This window comes from Flavobacterium caseinilyticum (genome assembly GCF_004349085.1).
GTDB lineage: Bacteria > Bacteroidota > Bacteroidia > Flavobacteriales > Flavobacteriaceae > Flavobacterium > Flavobacterium caseinilyticum.
In genome coordinates this window covers 111,471-130,653 of sequence record NZ_SMFM01000002.1, presented here as the reverse complement: position 1 = coordinate 130,653, position 19,183 = coordinate 111,471, and the positions used below count along the sequence as shown (strand labels likewise).

Genomic DNA, 19,183 nt, shown 5'->3' with positions numbered 1-19,183 from the left:
TCCTCTTACGGCAAAAATTTGTAATAAAGACTTTACTATGAGTGCTTCTATTGTGTAATCAACTATATTTACTCGATTATCAACAAAATAGAGTTAGAACCGAGTTCTTGGCTCCTGAAATTTATCGATGATTGTATACTGCTTAATTAATTTAAATAATTGCAGTATTATTGGAAATGAATCTCCAGAAGATCTTTACAAATTTTTGTTACTGAGCATATAAAAAGATTAAAAAGATGAAGAAAAAAGATCTTAAGATGAGGATAAAGCAGTTGGAAGTCGAATTGAACGACTTACATTCATTTAACCTTGATGTTATGCTGCTCGCGCAAAATAATAAAGAAAAAGAAGTGAAGGACTCAGCAGAACATTTGCGTGTGGCCAACGAAGTAGCTTCACAGACAGAAAGCAATGTTCAGTTAAAAGAAAGTGAAGAACGTTTTCTTTCTTTGGCTGACAATGTCCCGCTACACATTTTTATCATTGAACCTGACGAAGAAGCAAATATAAGTTATTGGAATAAAAGCTGGCTGGATTACATTGGTCAAAATTTTGAACAGGCAATTGGCAATACCTGGGGTGATGTTATACATCCGGATGATGTGCAGGGTATAATGGAGATCTACCTGCCTGCTTTTGAAAATCGTCAACCCTACTTTCTTCCCGGTGTACGGGTGAGGCGGTATGACGCACAATACCGCTGGCATTCCGTGAAGGCCAATCCGAGGTATTTGCCCAATGGCAAATTCATGGGGTACATTGGGATAGGCGTAGATATCCATGAAAGCAAACTGGCACAAGATGAATTAAAAGCAAGTGAAGAACATTTTAGAAAAATGGCTGACCTGATGCCGGCAAAAATTAGCAATGCCAATACAAATGGCGATGTTACCTATTACAATAAAAACTGGTTGGATTTTACCGGATTTACTTTTGAAGAATTAAGGGATTTTGGCTACCATCAGATTATGCATCCCGATGAGATGGAAGAATTTGCTATCCGTTTACAGAAAGCTGCTGCGACCGGAACAGATCTGGTAATGGAAATGCGTTTGAAAAATAAAGCAGGTGATTATGTATGGCATTTAAACATAGCAACTCCGGTAAAAGATGAAAATGGAAACCATAAAATGTGGGTGGGTGTTACCACTGATATTAGCGACCAGAAAAAACAACGGGAAGAGCTGGAAAAAGCCGTAACAAAAAGAACCAACCAGTTATTGAATGTTAGTAAAGAACTTGAAAAAAAGCAACAAGAATTGTTTGATGCCAAGGAAAAATTATTTAATGAATATGCACGAAGTCTAATTGAAGCTAGCCCAGATCCATTATTTACGATCAGCTCTACAGGAGAAATTACAGATTTTAATGAGGCAAGTTCAAAAATCACAGGAATTTCAATACAAAAATTAAAAGGCACAAATTTTATAAATTATTTCACTGATCCTGAAAAAGCACTTAAAGGATACAAACAGGTTTTTGAGCATGGTTTCGTAGCAAATTATCCACTTACAATCAAAGATGTAAACCAAACTCCAGTTTTATTTAATGGCTCCGTTTATAAAGATGGAAATGGAAACGTAATTGGTGCGGTAGCAGTGGCCAGAGTAATTACCGAGCAGAAGCGATTTGAAAAGGAATTAACCGAAGCAAAAATTGCCGCAGAAAATGCCGCGGCATCCAAACAACAGTTTTTATCCAACATGAGTCACGAAATCCGGACGCCATTAAATTCGATTTTAGGATTTACAAATGTTTTATTAAAAACAGCATTAGACGAAAAACAAAAAGAATTTATTGATGCAATAAAAACAAGTGGAACTTCATTAAATGTACTCATAAACGATATATTAGATTTGGCAAAAGTTGAGGCAGGTAAAATGTCATTTGAAAAACAACCCTTTGAAATACAGAAATCAATAAAATCGATACTTCATTCTTTTGAGTTGAAAATGAAAGAGAAGAATTTAAAAATGATAAGAGAATACGACAGTAAAATACCGTTAATGTTGCTGGGAGATTCAGTACGATTGAATCAGATTATAATAAACCTTATGAGTAATGCAGTAAAATTTACGCACAATGGGACAATTATATTAAACGTCAAATTATTAAGTGAAGATCAAGAAAATGTAACACTTGAATTTGCAGTAACCGATTCAGGAATCGGTATTGCAGAGGATAAAATAAATTCAATTTTTAAGGTCTTTGAACAGGCAGAAATTAGCACGTCAAATTCCTACGGCGGAACAGGATTGGGACTTGCTATTGTGAAACAGCTCATAGAATCTCAAGGAGGAAATATTAACTTAAAAAGCAAATTGGGTGAAGGTTCTACTTTTAGTTTTACCCTGACTTTTGGTAAAACGAATATGAGAACGCAAGAAATTATAGAAATACCAAAACTGGATTCAAATAATAAAAATATTAGCGTATTAGTAGCTGAAGATATCCCATTAAATCAATTACTAATCAAATTGATTTTAAATGATTTTGGATTTGAACACGAGGTAGCAGATAACGGAAAAATTGCACTAGAAAAATTGCGAACCAATAGCTACGATATAATTTTGATGGATTTGCAGATGCCTGAAATGAATGGGTTTGAGGCAACAGAATACATTCGTAAAACAATGAAATCTAACATTCCAATAATTGCATTATCCGCAGACGTAACTACAGTAGATATTTCGAAATGTAAAGAATTTGGAATGGACGACTATATTTCTAAGCCTATTAATGAAAACTTATTATACACTAAAATAGTAGAGCTAGTAAAGCAAAGTAACATTTTTCATGAAACATAATTGTTGAAGAAAACACTTACTATTAATAAGGTGTGATATAACTCCCCAAAAAAAAGCTATTAATACTTGAACAATCTGCTAAAATAAAAAACCCTGTAAATCAATTGATTACAGGGTTTTTGGTGGAGTCGCCGAGAATCGAACTCGGGTCCAAACAAGCAACTAAAAAGCTTTCTACGCGTTTATTTCCTGATTGAGTTTTCGATAGTGTGCTAGGCCAGAAACAGCCACACGCTACTTATCTTCTTAATTTTGAAATCCACCCGAAGCTCATGGAAATCTAGGTTTATTTTTACGGTTCTCCTGGACTGAACGCCACAAACCAAGGCTTTCAAGGAGAATCCAGCTTTCCTATCTGATAGGAACGTGGCTTAATCTTACTATAATTCGGATTATGCAGCTAAAGCGTAGTTATTTTCGCCGTGTAAAATGGTAAGATCTTATATTTACGAGCAAGGTCTCAATGCTCGACGTGCTTACTGATCAATTCGACTTGCTGTCAAAACCAGTCGACCCCTTTATTATTTCAAAATCAAAACGCAATTTTGAAGTTGCGAATTTACACTTTTTAACTTAAATCCAGTGCTAAATATCAATTCTATTTCAAAAATCGTACCTCTTTTATTCATCTTTTAATTTGAATGGATAATCGCCAAATAAAACCGCCAGTTTTCGAATGTCATATGTTTTTCTGGTGAATTTATTAGAAAGGGCTATAATCGTTACGCCCTCTTTTCTCAGGGTTATGTACGAAGATGTATTCCCGTGCCACCAGCCGTTATGAAAATAGAAATTTTGTCCCGTTTCCCAGTTGACCATTCTGATGCCTAGACCGTAATTTTTAGTTCCTTTGCGTTCATTGCTGTAACCCTTATAAACAAGGCTTTGCAGTTTTGGTGTTAAAAAAGTGGAACTGTTTCTGGCTCTGTCAAATTTCAATAAATCTCTTGGTGTAGAATAGATATTTTTGTCGCCATAAACCGCGTCTAAATAATCCGTACCTATTTCAACTCTGTTAGCTTTATAGGAGGTTACAGCGGTATCTTTATCTTTTTCATAGTCAAAAACGTAGGTGTTTTTCATTCCAAGCGGTTCGAAAATCATCTGTTTCATCGCTTCCTTGTAAGATAGTTTTGTTATTTTTTCGATTATCAGTGCCAACATCGCATAATTAGTATTGCAATAACTGAAACGCGTATCCGTTTTGAATTCTAAACCAATATCCTTTGTTGCCATAATAGTAAGGATATCTTGATTGGTTAATATATTATGCCTGTCCCAAACAGTTTTGTCTCGGTCTGTGAAATAAGCATAATTACGCATTCCGCTTCTGTGATTCAACAAGGTCTGGATCGTGACATCAGGATACGGAAACTCCGGCAAAATCGTATTTACTTTTTGATCCAGTTCGATTCTTTTTGCATTCACTAATTTCAAAATAGCAGTTGCAGTAATAACCTTTCCTACTGATGCAATATGTAATGGCGTGGATTTCGTAATCAACGTCTTTTCTCTTAGATTCGAATGGCCTTCGTATTTTTCATAAATAATTTGGCCGTTTTTAGCGACCAAGAAGCTTCCGTTTGCACTATTGTTGGGCCAATTCTTTTTATAAAAAGAGTCTATTTCTTTCCTTTTTGAAGCAATGAATTCCGCTGTGAGTTTTGGTTCTGGTTTGGTTAACGGCTTCATTTTAGGCAATGTACTCTTTGGGAGTGCCGCATCACTTATCTCTATTTTCTTTACCTCTTTCGTGCAAGAACTGAAAACCAGGACGAGCAGGAGAATATGTAGTATATTTGCTTTTTTTGTAAAATTCATTTCTGGTGTGCTAGAATCACAAATATATAGAATCAATGTCTTCTAATGTTGTGTTTTTTTTAAACCTTAACACTATTTTATCAAAAGTCTGTAATGACATTTTTTGTATCATTTTGTACCTCAGTGAATAGTGATTTTTAGCCTAGAAATCAAGATCAAAAATTAAAAATAATTTACTTTAAATTGTTACATTTGTAACAAATAAGTGCCCTAAAGTTATATTAAACAAATAAATAGAAATACATATATGAAATTTGGAATTTTAAAAGAAAGAAAGAGCCCGCCGGACCGAAGAGTTGTTTTTTCCCCCGATGAATTGGTTAGGCTAAAACAGTTGCATCAAAACGTTTCTGTAAAAGTGGAAGCATCTGATATTAGAGTTTTTACCGATTCACAATATGAAGATCTCGGAATTAAAATAACAAATGATATTAGCGATTGTGATATTTTGTTTGGTGTAAAAGAAGTGCCGATAGATAATTTGATTCCAAATAAAACCTATTTCTTTTTTTCGCACACGATAAAAAAACAGCCTTATAATCGAAAATTGTTACAGGCTATTTTAGAAAAAAATATCGATTTGTACGATTACGAAACGATTGTAGATGCTAACAATCGTAGGTTAATTGGTTTTGGGAGATATGCAGGAATTGTAGGTGCTTATAACAGTATTCGTGCTTTTGGAATCAAATTTGAATTGTTTAAATTACCAAAAGCAGAAACACTTTCGGGCAAAGAGGCATTGATAACCCATTTGAAACGATTGGTATTGCCTCCTTTAAAATTTGTTATTACAGGCACAGGAAAAGTGGGTAATGGTGCAAAAGAAGTACTGGATGCCATAAAAATAAAGGAAGTTTCAGTAGAGAATTATTTATCAAAAAACTACACGCAGCCCGTTTATACCCAAATTGATGTCTTGGATTACAACAAACGCAAGGACGGACAAGTATTAGACTTTACTGATTTTTATCGCAATCCAAAAGAATACGTTTCTGATTTCGAAAGATTTACAAAAGTATCTGATATTTACATTACAGGGCATTTTCATGCCAATGAAGCGCCGGTGATTCTTACTCGAGAAATGCTGCAGTCTAATGATTGCAAGATCAAAGTTGTTGCTGATGTTTCCTGCGATGTCAATGGTCCAATAGCTTGTACGCTGCGTTCATCAACAATTGCGGAACCTTTATACGGATATTTTCCACGAGAAGACAAAGAAGTTGATGTCTTTCATCCTGCAGCAGTTGTAGTGATGGCAGTTGATAATTTACCTTGTGAATTGCCCAAAGATGCAAGTGAAGGCTTTGGAGAAATGTTTCTAGAGCATGTTATTCCAGCGTTTTTCAATGTCGATAAAGACGGTATTTTGCAAAGAGCTAAAATTACCGAGAAAGGAAAACTGACGCCAAGATTTAGCTATTTACAAGATTATGTTGATGGGAAATAATTCCTAACACCTTAAATACTAATTAAACCTGCCACCTAAAGTTGCAGGTTTTTTTGTAGATTTCAAAATGATTAAAAATTCATTGTTCAAAGAAATAGTTAAAAATATGCGTAGTAGTGCATTTACTTGTCAGGGTCTACAAATTTTCACAAATTAATTCGTGATAATTTGTGAAATTTGTGGCAGGTAAATAGGTTAAATCGTCATGGAGACTTTAACTATTGGAACCAGAACTATTAACTTTTGGTTCATAATGATTTATTTTATCAGAAACATTATAAATCAATTAACAGCACAGAATTTTTGGCTCGATGGGAAATGATTAATTTTGTTCAAAATTTGAAATTTATAATGGATAAAAATATTCCGATTTCCCTATTAGAATTAGCGATTATTACCCAAAATAGTAATGCGAGCGAAACATTACAAAAAACAAAAGAACTGGCGCAATTGGCTGACAGTTTAGGATACAAACGATTTTGGCTGGCCGAACATCACAATATGGCGCACGTAGCCAGCACTGCAACGGTTGTATTGATTGGTTATATTGCCGGTCAAACCCAAAATATACGCGTAGGTTCCGGTGGCATTATGTTACCAAATCATGCTCCGTTAATTGTAGCGGAACAATTTGGAACCCTTGAAATTTTATATCCAAATCGTATTGATTTAGGATTAGGAAGAGCTCCTGGAACAGATGGCTTAACTGCGCAAGCGATTCGGAAAGATTTCTTCGAGCAATCGCATCGATTTCCTCAAAATGTTGCTGCGCTTCAGGAATTTTTCTCAGAAGATAATGCTACTGCAAAAGTGCGTGCTTTTCCTGCCGAAGGGACGAATGTTCCTATTTGGATTTTAGGTTCTAGTATGGACAGTGCCGCTTTGGCTGCTGCCAATGGATTGCCATATGCTTTTGCGGGACATTTTGCACCGAAACAAATGTATCAGGCATTTCAGTTTTATCGAGATAATTTTGAGCCTTCAAAATATTTAGACCAACCCAAAACGATGGCTTGCGTCAACGCAATAGCTGCGGATACGGATGATGAAGCTGAAAAACTATCAACGAGTTTAACTCAAATGTTTCTGAATTTGATTCGGAATGATAGAAAACCTTTACAGCCGCCGGTTGATTCCCTTGATGGAATTATGAGTGAAGAAGAGCATTTTCATGTCAACCAGATGACTGCTTGTTCTTTTGTAGGAAGTAAAGAAAAATTAGTGACCGAATTGCAGCAGTTTATTGATTACACTAAAATAGATGAACTGATGATTACCAGCCCGATTTTTAATCATGACGATAAATTGAAAAACATTCAAATCATGAAGGAAGTTATGGATGTTATTAATAAGTAAAAGAAACTATGTAAGTTTTTCTACTCAAAGCTAAATTATTAAATCTGCTGCTGAAAGAAATTTAAACCAAGAAACCCTGCAACGTTAAATTGCAGGGTTTCTTGGTTTATAACTCATAATTAACAATTCATCATTTATAATTAATTATTTCAAGCTTCCCACCATATCTTCGGGTTTAACCCAAGCATCAAAATCTTCTGAAGTTACATATCCCAAGCGAACAGCTTCATCTTTTAAAGTTGTTCCGTTTTTATGTGCAGTTTGAGCAATTTCAGCTGATTTGTAGTATCCGATTTTAGTATTCAAAGCCGTAACCAACATCAATGAATTGTCAACCAATTCTTTGATGCGTTTGTAGTTAGGTTCGATACCTTGAGCGCAATGTTCGTCAAAAGACATGCATGCGTCACCCAATAATCTCGCTGATTGCAAGAAATTTGCAGCCATTAATGGTTTGAAAACATTCAATTCATAATGACCTTGCATTCCTCCAACAGAGATGGCAACATCATTCCCCATAACTTGTGCGCAAACCATAGTCAATGCTTCACATTGTGTTGGGTTTACTTTTCCTGGCATGATGGAAGAACCCGGCTCATTTTCCGGGATAAGGATTTCTCCAATTCCGGAACGTGGTCCAGAAGCTAACATACGAACGTCATTGGCAATTTTATTCAATGAAACCGCCAGTTGTTTTAATGCTCCGTGTGTTTCTACAATGGCATCGTGTGCGGCCAGTGCTTCAAATTTATTTTCAGCAGTTACGAATGGATGTCCTGTAAATTCAGCAATATATTCCGCTACTTTTACATCATATCCTTCTGGTGTATTTAATCCGGTACCAACAGCAGTTCCCCCTAAAGCCACTTCTGATAAGTGTGCCAATGTATTTTTAACCGCTTTCAAACCGTAGTTTAATTGTGCCACATATCCTGAAATTTCTTGTCCTAATGTAAGTGGAGTAGCATCCATCAAGTGCGTTCGACCTATTTTTACCACAGTATTGAATTCAACAGCTTTTGCATGAAGCGTGTCTCTTAGCTTTTCAACTCCGGGAATAGTAACTTCTACAACTGCTTTGTAAGCCGCAATGTGCATTCCGGTAGGGAAGGTGTCATTTGAAGATTGTGATTTATTCACATCATCATTGGCTTTGATGAATTGTTCGCCTTCGCCAATGTTGAATCCTTTTAATACTTGAGCACGATTGGCAACAACTTCATTTACGTTCATGTTACTTTGCGTCCCTGAACCGGTTTGCCAAATCACCAATGGAAATTCGTTATCTAATTTTCCGGCTAGGATTTCATCACAAACGGCTGCGATAGCATCGCGTTTTTCGACTGGCAAAACACCTAGATCACAATTGGCATATGCCGCTGCTTTTTTAAGATAAGCAAAACCTTCGATGATTTCTTTAGGCATCGAAGCCGATGGGCCTATTTTGAAATTGTTTCTGGAACGTTCTGTTTGTGCGCCCCAATATTTGTCAGCTGGAACCTGCACTTCACCCATGGTGTCTTTTTCTATTCTGAATTTCATTTTGTTGTTATTTAGGAATAATTATGTCGATTAGTACTTTTTAGCCCCGATGGAAATGGAAATCCTTTTCTTTTTTTCTTTAAAAAAGAAAAGATTGGAGTGAACAGCGGGAAACAGCTCCAAATTCTGTTTTCAAAAATACGGATAATTCCTTTTTTATAAAAATTGATTGATAGTTTTTATGCTTTTTTATTGGTACGAAAAGGAATTAAACTTACATTTGTGGCTACATTCAAAATTCCGGAAAACATGTTTGAATTTTCACAGTACTTAGGCTTTTTACTTTTCTTAACCATTCTTACTATAGGATTTTGGTTGATGTTTTTTCTAGTTGGTTTCGTATCTTATTGGATAGGTGGAGCAACTTGGGAGGCATACAAGGAGAAAAGAGCAAAAAAGAAGCAAGAACAATCAGTTTAATCTTTTTGTTAAATAAAAAAAGGACTCATTTATGGGCCCTTTTTTTTATGCTTATACTTTTTTATTCAGATATATTAAATGATTTATATAAAAAAAGGACCCATTTTCATGAGTCCTTAATTTTGTTATCCTTGATAATCACCTTCGTTATCATTTTGGTTTCGCTTAGGCTGTTCTCTTTCGTTCTTAGGTTTGTTGAAACGATAGGTGAATGATAAATTAAATTGTCTTACTCTCCATTGCATTTCGCTGTAAGAATCAACAATTCCCGGAAGGTACGTTTCCATCATTCTTTTTCTGGAGTTCAGTACATCACTCACGTTGAATGAAAGAGTACCTTTATCCTTTAAGATGTCTTTACTGAAGGCAAGGTTTGCCGCAAAAATACCTAAGCTTCTTCCTTGTGCATTATTTTGCGGACCGTTATAGGTTGCATTAGTCTGCCACTCGATTTTGTACGGCAACGTGATTTTTGAAGTCAGTCTTGTAGACCATGATGTTGCTATGTTATCAAAATTTTGTACAATTTCATTATTGTTAAAATCAGTATAAGTAAAATCTCCTTGCGTTTCGCTTCTGAAGAAATTGAAATTACTGTTTAATTTCCACCATTTGTATGGAGAAAAATTTAATGTAAATTCAAATCCAGTTCTGTATTCAGTAGCCAAGTTGATCGGTGAACTAATTATTATGGGAATTCCATTTACGAAATCTCCTGATTCTCTTCTTGCAAATTGAAATACATCCGTAGTTTTATTTAAATAAAGGGAAGTATTAAAGGTTAATTTCTCCCATCTTTTGATGTAACCGAAATCAATAGCATCTGAAAAAGCTGGATCTAAATCTGGATTTCCAACGAAAATATTGATGTTACTTGACAAATTACTGAACGGATTCAACATTCTTCCTCTCGGTCTTTGAATTCTTCGGCTATAGCTTATTGAAGTACTGCTTTTGTCTGAGATTTCATAAGTGAAAAAAGCGCTTGGAAAAAAGTTATTGTATTTTTTAGTATTGAAATCATTGGTTGCTAATTGATTAATTTCAATATTAGAATCCTCAAAACGCAATCCGAAAAGGGCAGAAAATTTGCTAATCTTCACACCATATTGTGTGTAGACTGCATTTACATTCTCCTTGTACTCTAAAGTATTGGTGAAATTGTTATTGACTACTCCATCATTTTCAACTCTGTAATCTGTAAGTAGTTCGGAGAAATCGCCACGGTAACCTGCTTCAAACTGGCTTCCTTTTCCAATAGGCAGCACATAATCCATTTGAAGTAAATTTCTGCTTTGAGTTTGATTGTTGATTGTATTATCGAATTTTACCAGACTTGTATTAGTGGCTGTATCCGTAATTAACGCAATGTTTACATCATCATTAGTAGAGAAGGAACCATCAAATGTTAATTTATGACCATCTTTTTTAAATTTTTTAGTGAAGTTAGTTGCGTATTCTATATTCTCACTATCGCTATTCTCTAAATTGATACGATTTCGGGTGTAGTCAAAATTAAATCCTGCATCATAGTTATTTTGGAAAATGTCATCCACATTGATTCCATCACTTTTTCTATAATTGAATGTATTAGTCCAAGAAAGACTCTCGCTTAAATACCATTCGATTCCAAAGTTTCCATTATATCCTTTACTATCTCTTTCATTTTCTCTAGTTTCATTTACATAATTTCGAGTTGTGTTATCAGCATTTAAATATCTTGAATTTGTAAATGCATTACCCGGATTACTACGGTCATTGTATCCTTGCGTAGTAAAAAGATTAAAGTTTTTTGATTTGTAATTTAATGTACCACTCAAACCATAATTTTCAGGATATCCTGCCGAGGCAATAAATGTTCCATTTAAACCTTGGTTTTTTCCTTTTTTCAAAATGATGTTCAATAAACCTCCACCACCTTCAGCATCATATCTCGCAGATGGATTGGTAATCACTTCTACTTTTTCAATTGCATCGGCCGGAATCAATCGCAACGCTTCAGCAATGTTAATAGCATTAGAAGGTTTTCCGTCAATAAGCACTCGTACATTGTCATTTCCACGAAGGCTAATGTTTCCTTCAATATCTACTGCAACAGAAGGAATGTTGTCTAAAACATCACTTACAGTTCCGCCTTTTACCATAAGGTCATTTCCTACATTGTAAACTTTTTTATCTAGTTTGATTTCAACGGTCGTTTTTTCAGAACGAATAATAACCTCATTTAATTGATTAATGTCCTCTTCTAAGCTAATTAAACCTAAACTAGTGCTTGCCTGAAGTGTTTTCTGTTTGATTTCGTTTACTTTAAAAGATATAAATTCAATTTTTATATCGTAAACTCCCGGTGTGATATCAATAGAAAATTCACCGGTTGGATTAGAAATTCCACCAGCAACTGCTTTAGGATTGTTTGGATTGTAAAAAGTGATTGTAGCATATTCAAGTGGTTGTTTGCTGATTTTTTCAACAACCTTTCCTGTGATTTTGATTTTTGGAACAGCAGGGCCTTGCTGTGCAAAACTGAATAGAGTTGTAAGAAATAGAACAAGAATTAAAAAGGGTTTTGTTTTTTTCATTTTATTTAAAATAGGGTTGCGCACTTTAGAATGCAAAAGTATGATTTGGTTTAACGTAACAAATCACAAATAAATGTTAATTAAAAAAATATGATCTTACAAAATAAATTCGGCTACTTTTTGTAAATCCCGACCAATTATTGCATTGTTCCCCCTAATAACAATAGGTCGTTCAATGAGGATAGGATTTGAAATTAATATTTCGATAATTTCTAGGTCGTCCAATTTTTTATCTTTAAAATTTTCGACCCAAATTTTTTCTTTTACGCGAACTAATTCAATAGGTTTCAAATTTAGTTTTTGAAGGATAGCAGACAGTTCTTTAAAAGAAGGTGGGTTGGTCAAATAATTGATTACTTCAAACTCTTTTTCTGATTGTTCCAAAAGTGCAACACAATTTCTTGATTTTCCGCAGCGGGAATTATGGTATATTTGTATCATATTGATATGAAATTAAATGTTTAAGGTTCTTTAATTTGTAACAAAAATAGCATTTGTCAAACTAATCAGCATTTAAATTAAACCAAAAAAATACATGTTTATAGAACAAGGAATAAAATCAGAAAATAAATTTTGGAAATACATCTTAGGATCCATACTGATAATTTTCGCTTCATTTGCAGGGCAATTGCCACTTCTAATTGCCTTACTGTATGAAACTTTTGTAAACGGTAAACCGTATCCTACTAGCAATGAATCAATAATGCGTTTTTTTGAGCCGAATCTTACTTTGCTGTTGATCTTAATTTCTTTTGTTTTTATAATGATTGGGATAATATTAGTGGTGCGTTATTTACACAACCAAACGATGCTGTCCGTGACGACATCAAGAACTAAAATTGATTGGCGAAGAGTCGGATTTTCATTTTCAATTTGGTCTATTTTCACAGTTGTTTCCACATTATCTTTTTACTTCTCAAATCCTGCTGATTTTGTTTTCAATTTTAAGCCTGTTCCATTTGCTATTTTAGCATTAATAGGAATTGTTTTGATTCCTGTTCAGACCAGTTCCGAAGAATATATTTTCAGGGGTTATTTGATGCAGGGATTTGCAAACCTTGCCAAGAATAAATGGTTTCCTTTACTAATGACATCAATAATTTTTGGCGGAATGCATATTTTTAACCCGGAAGTCTCAAAAATTGGATACATAGTGTTAGTTTATTATATAGGAACGGGGCTATTGCTGGGAGTTATTACATTAATGGATGAAGGAATGGAACTGGCTTTGGGATTTCATGCTGCTAATAACTTAGTGGGGGCTTTACTGATTACTTCTGATTGGTCTGCTTTTCAAACACATTCTATTTTCAAGGATATATCAGATCCTTCAGCGGGAGTGGATGTTATTTTACCGGTAGTTATCATTTACCCGATACTTTTATTTATCTTTAGTAAAAAGTACAAATGGACGGACTGGCAGGAAAAATTATCTGGTAAAATTTATTAAATTAGCGTAAGTTACCTATAAAAAAACAATTAATTATGAAGAATACTTTAACCTATAATAACGTTCACAATCTTTTTAAATTGAATGGATTTCATTTAAATCGGAACGATTTATGTCGAGTAGCTTACAGTTTTATAAAAGAAGGAGATGAGTATGAAAAATCGGTAGGCGATTTTCTACTCGATTGGTTTGATAATAAATCATACCTTGATTTGAGTACATCCGGAACTACAGGAACTCCAAAATTGATTCGAATCGAAAAACAAGCGATGGTGAATTCAGCAATCGCAACGGGCAATTTTTTTGACCTGCAACCCGGAGATAAAGCATTGCATTGTTTGCCTACTAAATACATAGCGGGAAAAATGATGTTTGTGCGAAGTTTTATTTTGGGTCTCGATATAGATTTTGTTGCTCCAAGTTCGCATCCTATGACGAATAACATTGTTAAATATGATTTTGTAGCCATGGTCCCACTGCAAGCTCAAAATTCTTTAAAACAATTGGAAAATGTCAAAAAGATGATTGTTGGCGGTGCCAAAATGAATACTACACTTGAAAAAAAACTTTCTAAATTGAAAACGAAGGTTTATGAAACGTATGGAATGACGGAAACTATTACTCATATTGCGGCCAAGGAAGTAGGAGAGGACGCTTTTTCCGTTTTACCGGACATTACAATCAGCTGTGACGATAGGAGTTGTTTGGTTATTCATGCGCCTAAAATTTCTAATGAAGCAATAATTACCAATGACATAGTGGATTTACGTAATGATAATCAATTTGTTTTTTTGGGACGAATAGATAATGTCATAAATAGCGGAGGAATTAAATTGATCCCCGAAAAAATCGAAGCTAAATTATCTGATAAAATTAATTCAAGATTTTTCGTAACCGGAAAACAAGATCCTGTTTTAGGAGAAAAATTGGTTTTGGTAATTGAAGGTGAAATACAATCAGTAGACACAATTATATTTGAAGGCCTGGACAAATATGAAAAACCGAAAGAAATTTTCTATGTTTCGAAATTTAGCGAGACAGAAAATGGAAAAATAAAAAGAAAAGAAATAATTGACAGCCTATAATTTTAAAAAAAAAAAGCATCTTATTAGAAAATAATAGATGCTTTTTTTAATTTAGTTATTGTTCCATTTTAAAAAAATAATCCGCTGAATGTTTCCCACTGCCATAAAATAAAAAAGCTACACAAAAACTTAAAGTGAGTAATGCCAACAGCAAATTTTGAGAATACATCTCACCCATGAAATTCACGATTACAGCTCCTATCAAAATTGGCAGTTGTGCAATTATCGCCCATCTTGTCAGTAAACCAAAAATGATCATTATGCCGCCTACCATGTGCGCTGGAGCAATATAATGAATAAGGAACATCCCACCCCCAAGTTTGTCAATCGGTGAAATTAAATCGTGTAAATATTGGATATTTGTCACAAAAAAAATACCCTTCATAAACAAAAATACCCCAAGCGCGATACGTGCTAAATCTACCGGTAAATAAGTGTGCGCGTTTGCCCATTTATTTAATTTTTTTTACATTATTCATAATAATAAAGCTTTTGAAATTAATAATAAGTCTCTGATTTTAATAGATATATGATAAACTGAGTTCTTTTTTTGTTTGGGCCTATTCTAAAATAGTTCCCCAGAAATAAACCCGAGCATATCCCAAATTATTGCGGAACTGCAAATTTGGAAATAAATCCCAGTCCAAAATCATTATCTTCATCGGAAATGGTACAACCAACTCCTGTTTTGGCACCCCAATACCATTTCGAGTTTAAATTGAATTGTACATTGGGTTATATATAAATTAAACTAAAGTAACTAGGAAGAGCCCTTTTTTTCAAACTACTTTCAGGTGTCATGATTCCGATGTTTTATTTTATAAAACGTTAATCGTAATCGGATTTTATTCCTAATTCCCTTCTCGGAGAATTTTATTTCTATGGCATCAAATTAACGCCAATAGAAAGCCTGTAGACACGATACATCATAATGTGAACAGGCAGTGATAGATTAATACTCGTTTCGAGGTGAATTAAATTGTCCTTTTTTAATGAAATAGTATTGGGCTCACTTTCCTGCGCCGATACAAATTGAAACACCAACAGCATAATAATCGAGGATAGAATCTGAATAATTTTCATTTTTTAAAATAATTAAATAGTCAAATGAGGATGAATACTTTTAATGCAATTAAAAAAAAAAGAATAAGGCAGAGATGAATAGTATTTAAAAATTTAAAATTTGCAAACACAATTAAAGATACAAATTATTATTAATCAATGACATACGAACTATTGAATATTTCAACATCGTTTTGATTAATGTCATTGGTGTGGGAAAAATTGAAGAAATTTAAATGCCCGATCGCAGATCAGTAAGGATCCAGTTAATTTCAGGATCGTTTTCTTTTATACGATCTTCAATGGTTGGGATAATTTGCATATCGGGAAAAATGCCGCGCCCGTCTGTGGTAGTTTTGAAATGAGGAGCCATATACATTACACCCATGCGAATTTGGATGTTACTGTGTGGCAATTTAACCCGAGGCATAAACCCTGCAACGGTTCCATTAAATGCTCCACCAGTTTCTTCGCCTACAAACAATGCTCTTTTAGAACCTTTTAAATTAGAAGAAATTATACTAGACGCCGAAAAACTTCCTCCATTGATAAGAACATATACTTTCCCTTTGAAAGCATTTTTATTCATTGTACGAGGCTTAGTTTGCGTTTTAAAGTATTTTTTGCCATCCTGTTTTTTATTAACAGTAAACAATATATAGCTATATATTATTGGAGAAAAAATAGTTTTTAAAGCTTTGACTCCAACGGAACCGCCATAAAAATAAGCTCCTTTGAATAAACTGGATTTTGAAACTACTTCAGATTTATCCAGAAATACAAAAGTAGAATATGTTAAATAAGAATATAAATCGGCAATTTCAGTAACGCGGCCACCGCCGTTATTTCTAAGATCCAGAATAAGTGCTTTGGAATTATATGCTGCTATTTTGGCAAAGCTTTCTCGATAAAATGATTTGTAGTCACCAATTTTAAAACTTCTAATTTTCAGGACTGCCACACTGCTGTCTTTTTCCAAGAAATTCAGGTTTCGATTGTAATTTTTTTCAACGGAATAATAACCGTTTACCCTTTTCTTTTTTCGAAGCGCTTTCAATTTTGCTTTATCCTTGAATAACAGTTTTTTTTCAATTTTTTTAGCCTGATTTCCAGTAGTGTCCTCTTTTGTTCTTCGAATCGTAATGGTTTTTAAGCTATCATTATATTTGAAATTATAGTGTAAACTATCTTTAAGTCCATTTGCGGTAGTGAAAAATGATGAAAAACGTTTGCCAGAAGTGCTGGTTTTTAAAGTTGTATTAAAACCGTCCGAGCTGTAAAAATGACTGTATTCCTTTATTAAGTCAATAGGCTTTGTTCCGTTTACTGTAACTACTTCCGTTCCTATTTTGATTGATTTATCATGGGAATTATTCTTTATAACATACAATTTTTCATTGAAAAGTTCAAAATCAAATTGAGAAAGAGGACCAATGCCTTTTTCAAGGAGTGCTTTGGTTTCTTTCTTTCTCATTTTTTTGGTTGGCGGATAAACGACCACATGCCCTTGCCGAACAGCAGCAACGACTGGACTCAGTTTTTTAAAAAACTTAAAACTAGTCATTGGTTCGGTAATAGTTGTTTTTATACTGTCAAATTTATAGTCCAGATCTTTTTCGCTACTATACCAGTATAATTTTGGGTGTAATTCCTGTAGTTTTCTGTATGTAAAATCTACGTCGGATTTTAGCTTTTCAGCGGAAATTAAATTGTTCAATTGCGCGTTGTGTCTTTTTATCGAAGTACAGTGCACAAATAATAAAACTGTAAAGAAAAATAATATTATTTTTTTCATTTTATATCTGCAACAAAGGATTCTTAAAAAAATAGTAGCGATCAGAAAATTATCCTCTGATCGCTGAACACTGACAACTACACTTGAATGACGCCAAGGTTAAATTTCTTTTCAATAGGTGAGTGGTTTGCCGCTTCGATTCCCATCGAGATCCAGGTTCTGGTATCTTTTGGATCGATAATAGCATCAGTCCATAGTCGGGAAGCAGCATAATATGGCGAAACTTGCTCGTCATATCTGGCTTTTATTTTATCGAACAATTCTTTTTCTTTCGTTTCGTCAACCAGTTCTCCCTTTGCTTTAAGCGAAGATGCTTCAATTTGGGCGAGTACTTTTGCAGCTTGTGTTCCGCCCATTACGGCTAATTCCGCACTTGGCCACGCAAAAATTAATCGTGGATCATACGCTTTTCCACACATAGCATAATTTCCTGCACCATAAGAATTCCCTACGATTACAGTAAATTTTGGAACAACGGAGTTGGAAACAGCATTTACCATTTTAGCGCCGTCTTTTATAATTCCGCCATGTTCAGATTTGGATCCCACCATGAACCCGGTAACATCCTGGACGAATACCAAAGGAATTTTTTTCTGGTTGCAATTGGCTATAAAACGAGTGGCTTTATCAGCGCTATCAGAGTAGATTACTCCTCCAAACTGCATTTCACCATTTTTAGTTTTTACCACTTTTCGCTGATTGGCAACGATTCCTACAGCCCAACCGTCAATTCTGGCGTAACCTGTTATAATGGTTTGACCGTAACCGTCTTTGTACGCTTCAAATTCAGAATTATCAACTAAACGATTGATGATTTCCATCATGTCGTATTGCTCGTTTCTGGCTTTTGGCAACACACCATATATCTCGTTTTCGTCTAATGCGGGTTTTACCGCTTTAATTCGGCTGTATCCTGCTTTGTCAAAATCACCTATTTTATCAACTATATTTTTAATTTTATCTAATGCGTCTTTGTCATCCTTGGCTTTGTAATCCGTAACACCCGAAATTTCGCAATGTGTTGTTGCTCCTCCCAGCGTTTCATTATCAATGCTTTCGCCAATAGCAGCTTTGACCAGATAGCTTCCTGCCAGGAAAATACTTCCAGTTTTTTCAACGATTAAAGCTTCGTCGCTCATGATTGGCAAATAAGCGCCACCAGCTACACAACTTCCCATAACAGCTGATATTTGTGTGATTCCCATACTGCTCATTTGTGCATTATTTCTAAAAATACGTCCAAAATGTTCTTTATCCGGGAAAATCTCATCTTGCAAAGGCAAATAAACTCCGGCACTATCGACTAAATAAATAATTGGCAGACGGTTTTCCATTGCAATTTCCTGTGCACGCAGATTTTTCTTCGCAGTTATCGGAAACCAAGCACCTGCTTTTACAGTTGCATCATTTGCGACTACAATGCATTGTTTTCCTCGGATGTATCCAATTTTAACAACAACACCTCCAGATGGGCAGCCACCATGTTCGGTATACATTCCTTCACCTACAAATGCCCCAATTTCTATACATTTCGCTTTTGGATCTAATAAATAATCGATACGTTCACGTGCGGTCATTTTGCCTTCACCATGTAATTTTTGGATGCGTTTTTCGCCGCCGCCCAATTTAACTACGCTTAATTTTTGACGCAAAGCGGAAAGTAAAAGTTTATTGTGGTCTTCGTTTTTGTTGAAGTTCAAATCCATGATGAAATAGTATTTTAAAAATTTTTGTGCTAAAATACAAAATCCAACTAAATAACTATTGTTAATTTAAGTCGTTTATTCAGAGAATTGAATGTATGTTTATTGTTAAA

At 34.5% G+C, this 19,183-nt stretch carries 13 protein-coding genes, 1 other RNA gene and 1 pseudogene; 6 read left to right on the top strand and 9 right to left on the bottom strand.

The window, feature by feature from the left end:
- Nucleotides 1-236: 236 nt before the first annotated feature.
- Nucleotides 237-2,807 carry a PAS domain-containing hybrid sensor histidine kinase/response regulator gene (locus E0F89_RS05025; protein ID WP_131908760.1) on the top strand — a complete coding sequence of 857 codons (2,571 nt, stop codon included), beginning with the start codon at nt 237-239 and terminating at the stop codon, nt 2,805-2,807.
- Nucleotides 2,808-2,927: 120 nt separating this feature from the next.
- On the opposite strand, the gene ssrA is transcribed toward E0F89_RS05025, so the two are convergent.
- Both ssrA and E0F89_RS05015 read right to left on the bottom strand, forming a co-directional pair.
- Nucleotides 2,928-3,324: a transfer-messenger RNA gene (gene ssrA / locus E0F89_RS05020) on the bottom strand.
- Between the two features lie 104 nt (nt 3,325-3,428).
- Nucleotides 3,429-4,628: a serine hydrolase domain-containing protein gene (locus E0F89_RS05015; RefSeq protein WP_131908759.1), complete on the bottom strand. Its 1,200-nt coding sequence runs from the start codon at nt 4,626-4,628 to the stop codon at nt 3,429-3,431.
- A gap of 247 nt (nt 4,629-4,875) precedes the next feature.
- Between E0F89_RS05015 and E0F89_RS05010 the strand changes: the two genes are divergently transcribed.
- Together E0F89_RS05010 and E0F89_RS05005 are read left to right on the top strand one after the other, a co-directional pair.
- Nucleotides 4,876-6,078, top strand: coding sequence for an NAD(P)-dependent oxidoreductase (locus E0F89_RS05010; RefSeq protein WP_131908758.1), 1,203 nt, complete (start codon nt 4,876-4,878; stop codon nt 6,076-6,078).
- Nucleotides 6,079-6,429: 351 nt separating this feature from the next.
- Nucleotides 6,430-7,434 carry an LLM class flavin-dependent oxidoreductase gene (locus E0F89_RS05005; protein ID WP_131908757.1) on the top strand — a complete coding sequence of 335 codons (1,005 nt, stop codon included), beginning with the start codon at nt 6,430-6,432 and terminating at the stop codon, nt 7,432-7,434.
- Nucleotides 7,435-7,578: 144 nt separating this feature from the next.
- Here the strand turns inward: E0F89_RS05005 and fumC are convergent, their stop codons facing one another.
- Nucleotides 7,579-8,976, bottom strand: coding sequence for a class II fumarate hydratase (gene fumC / locus E0F89_RS05000; protein WP_131908756.1), 1,398 nt, complete (start codon nt 8,974-8,976; stop codon nt 7,579-7,581).
- Nucleotides 8,977-9,198: 222 nt separating this feature from the next.
- Here fumC and E0F89_RS04995 point away from each other — a divergent pair, with 222 nt between their 5' ends.
- A complete protein-coding gene (locus tag E0F89_RS04995) occupies nt 9,199-9,396 on the top strand; it encodes a hypothetical protein (protein ID WP_165929975.1) in 198 nt (65 codons plus the stop codon).
- Between the two features lie 125 nt (nt 9,397-9,521).
- Here the strand turns inward: E0F89_RS04995 and E0F89_RS04990 are convergent, their stop codons facing one another.
- Both E0F89_RS04990 and E0F89_RS04985 read right to left on the bottom strand, forming a co-directional pair.
- Nucleotides 9,522-11,975 carry a TonB-dependent receptor domain-containing protein gene (locus E0F89_RS04990; protein WP_131908755.1) on the bottom strand — a complete coding sequence of 818 codons (2,454 nt, stop codon included), beginning with the start codon at nt 11,973-11,975 and terminating at the stop codon, nt 9,522-9,524.
- Between the two features lie 96 nt (nt 11,976-12,071).
- On the bottom strand, nt 12,072-12,416 hold the full coding sequence (locus E0F89_RS04985) for an ArsC/Spx/MgsR family protein (protein ID WP_131908754.1): 345 nt from the start codon (nt 12,414-12,416) through the stop codon (nt 12,072-12,074).
- Nucleotides 12,417-12,510: 94 nt separating this feature from the next.
- Between E0F89_RS04985 and E0F89_RS04980 the strand changes: the two genes are divergently transcribed.
- The gene (locus tag E0F89_RS04980; RefSeq protein ID WP_131908753.1) at nt 12,511-13,425 is read left to right on the top strand and encodes a CPBP family intramembrane glutamic endopeptidase; all 915 of its coding nucleotides are present in this window, start codon (nt 12,511-12,513) and stop codon (nt 13,423-13,425) included.
- Nucleotides 13,426-13,460: 35 nt separating this feature from the next.
- Complete coding sequence (locus tag E0F89_RS04975) at nt 13,461-14,510, top strand: AMP-binding protein (RefSeq protein WP_131908752.1); 1,050 nt, start codon at nt 13,461-13,463, stop codon at nt 14,508-14,510.
- A 55-nt stretch (nt 14,511-14,565) separates the two neighbouring features.
- Here the strand turns inward: E0F89_RS04975 and E0F89_RS04970 are convergent.
- The 4 genes and pseudogenes from E0F89_RS04970 to E0F89_RS04955 form a co-directional block, all read right to left on the bottom strand.
- Nucleotides 14,566-14,976: pseudogene (locus tag E0F89_RS04970) on the bottom strand (DoxX family protein); the annotation flags it as partial.
- 413 nt (nt 14,977-15,389) lie between these two features.
- Nucleotides 15,390-15,593 (bottom strand): hypothetical protein, encoded by a 204-nt coding sequence (locus E0F89_RS04965; RefSeq protein ID WP_131908750.1) that lies wholly within the window; start codon nt 15,591-15,593, stop codon nt 15,390-15,392.
- 211 nt (nt 15,594-15,804) lie between these two features.
- Nucleotides 15,805-17,367 (bottom strand): S41 family peptidase, encoded by a 1,563-nt coding sequence (locus E0F89_RS04960; protein WP_131908749.1) that lies wholly within the window; start codon nt 17,365-17,367, stop codon nt 15,805-15,807.
- Nucleotides 17,368-17,444: 77 nt separating this feature from the next.
- Nucleotides 17,445-19,073, bottom strand: coding sequence for an acyl-CoA carboxylase subunit beta (locus E0F89_RS04955; RefSeq protein ID WP_131908748.1), 1,629 nt, complete (start codon nt 19,071-19,073; stop codon nt 17,445-17,447).
- Between the last annotated feature and the right edge of the window lie 110 nt (nt 19,074-19,183).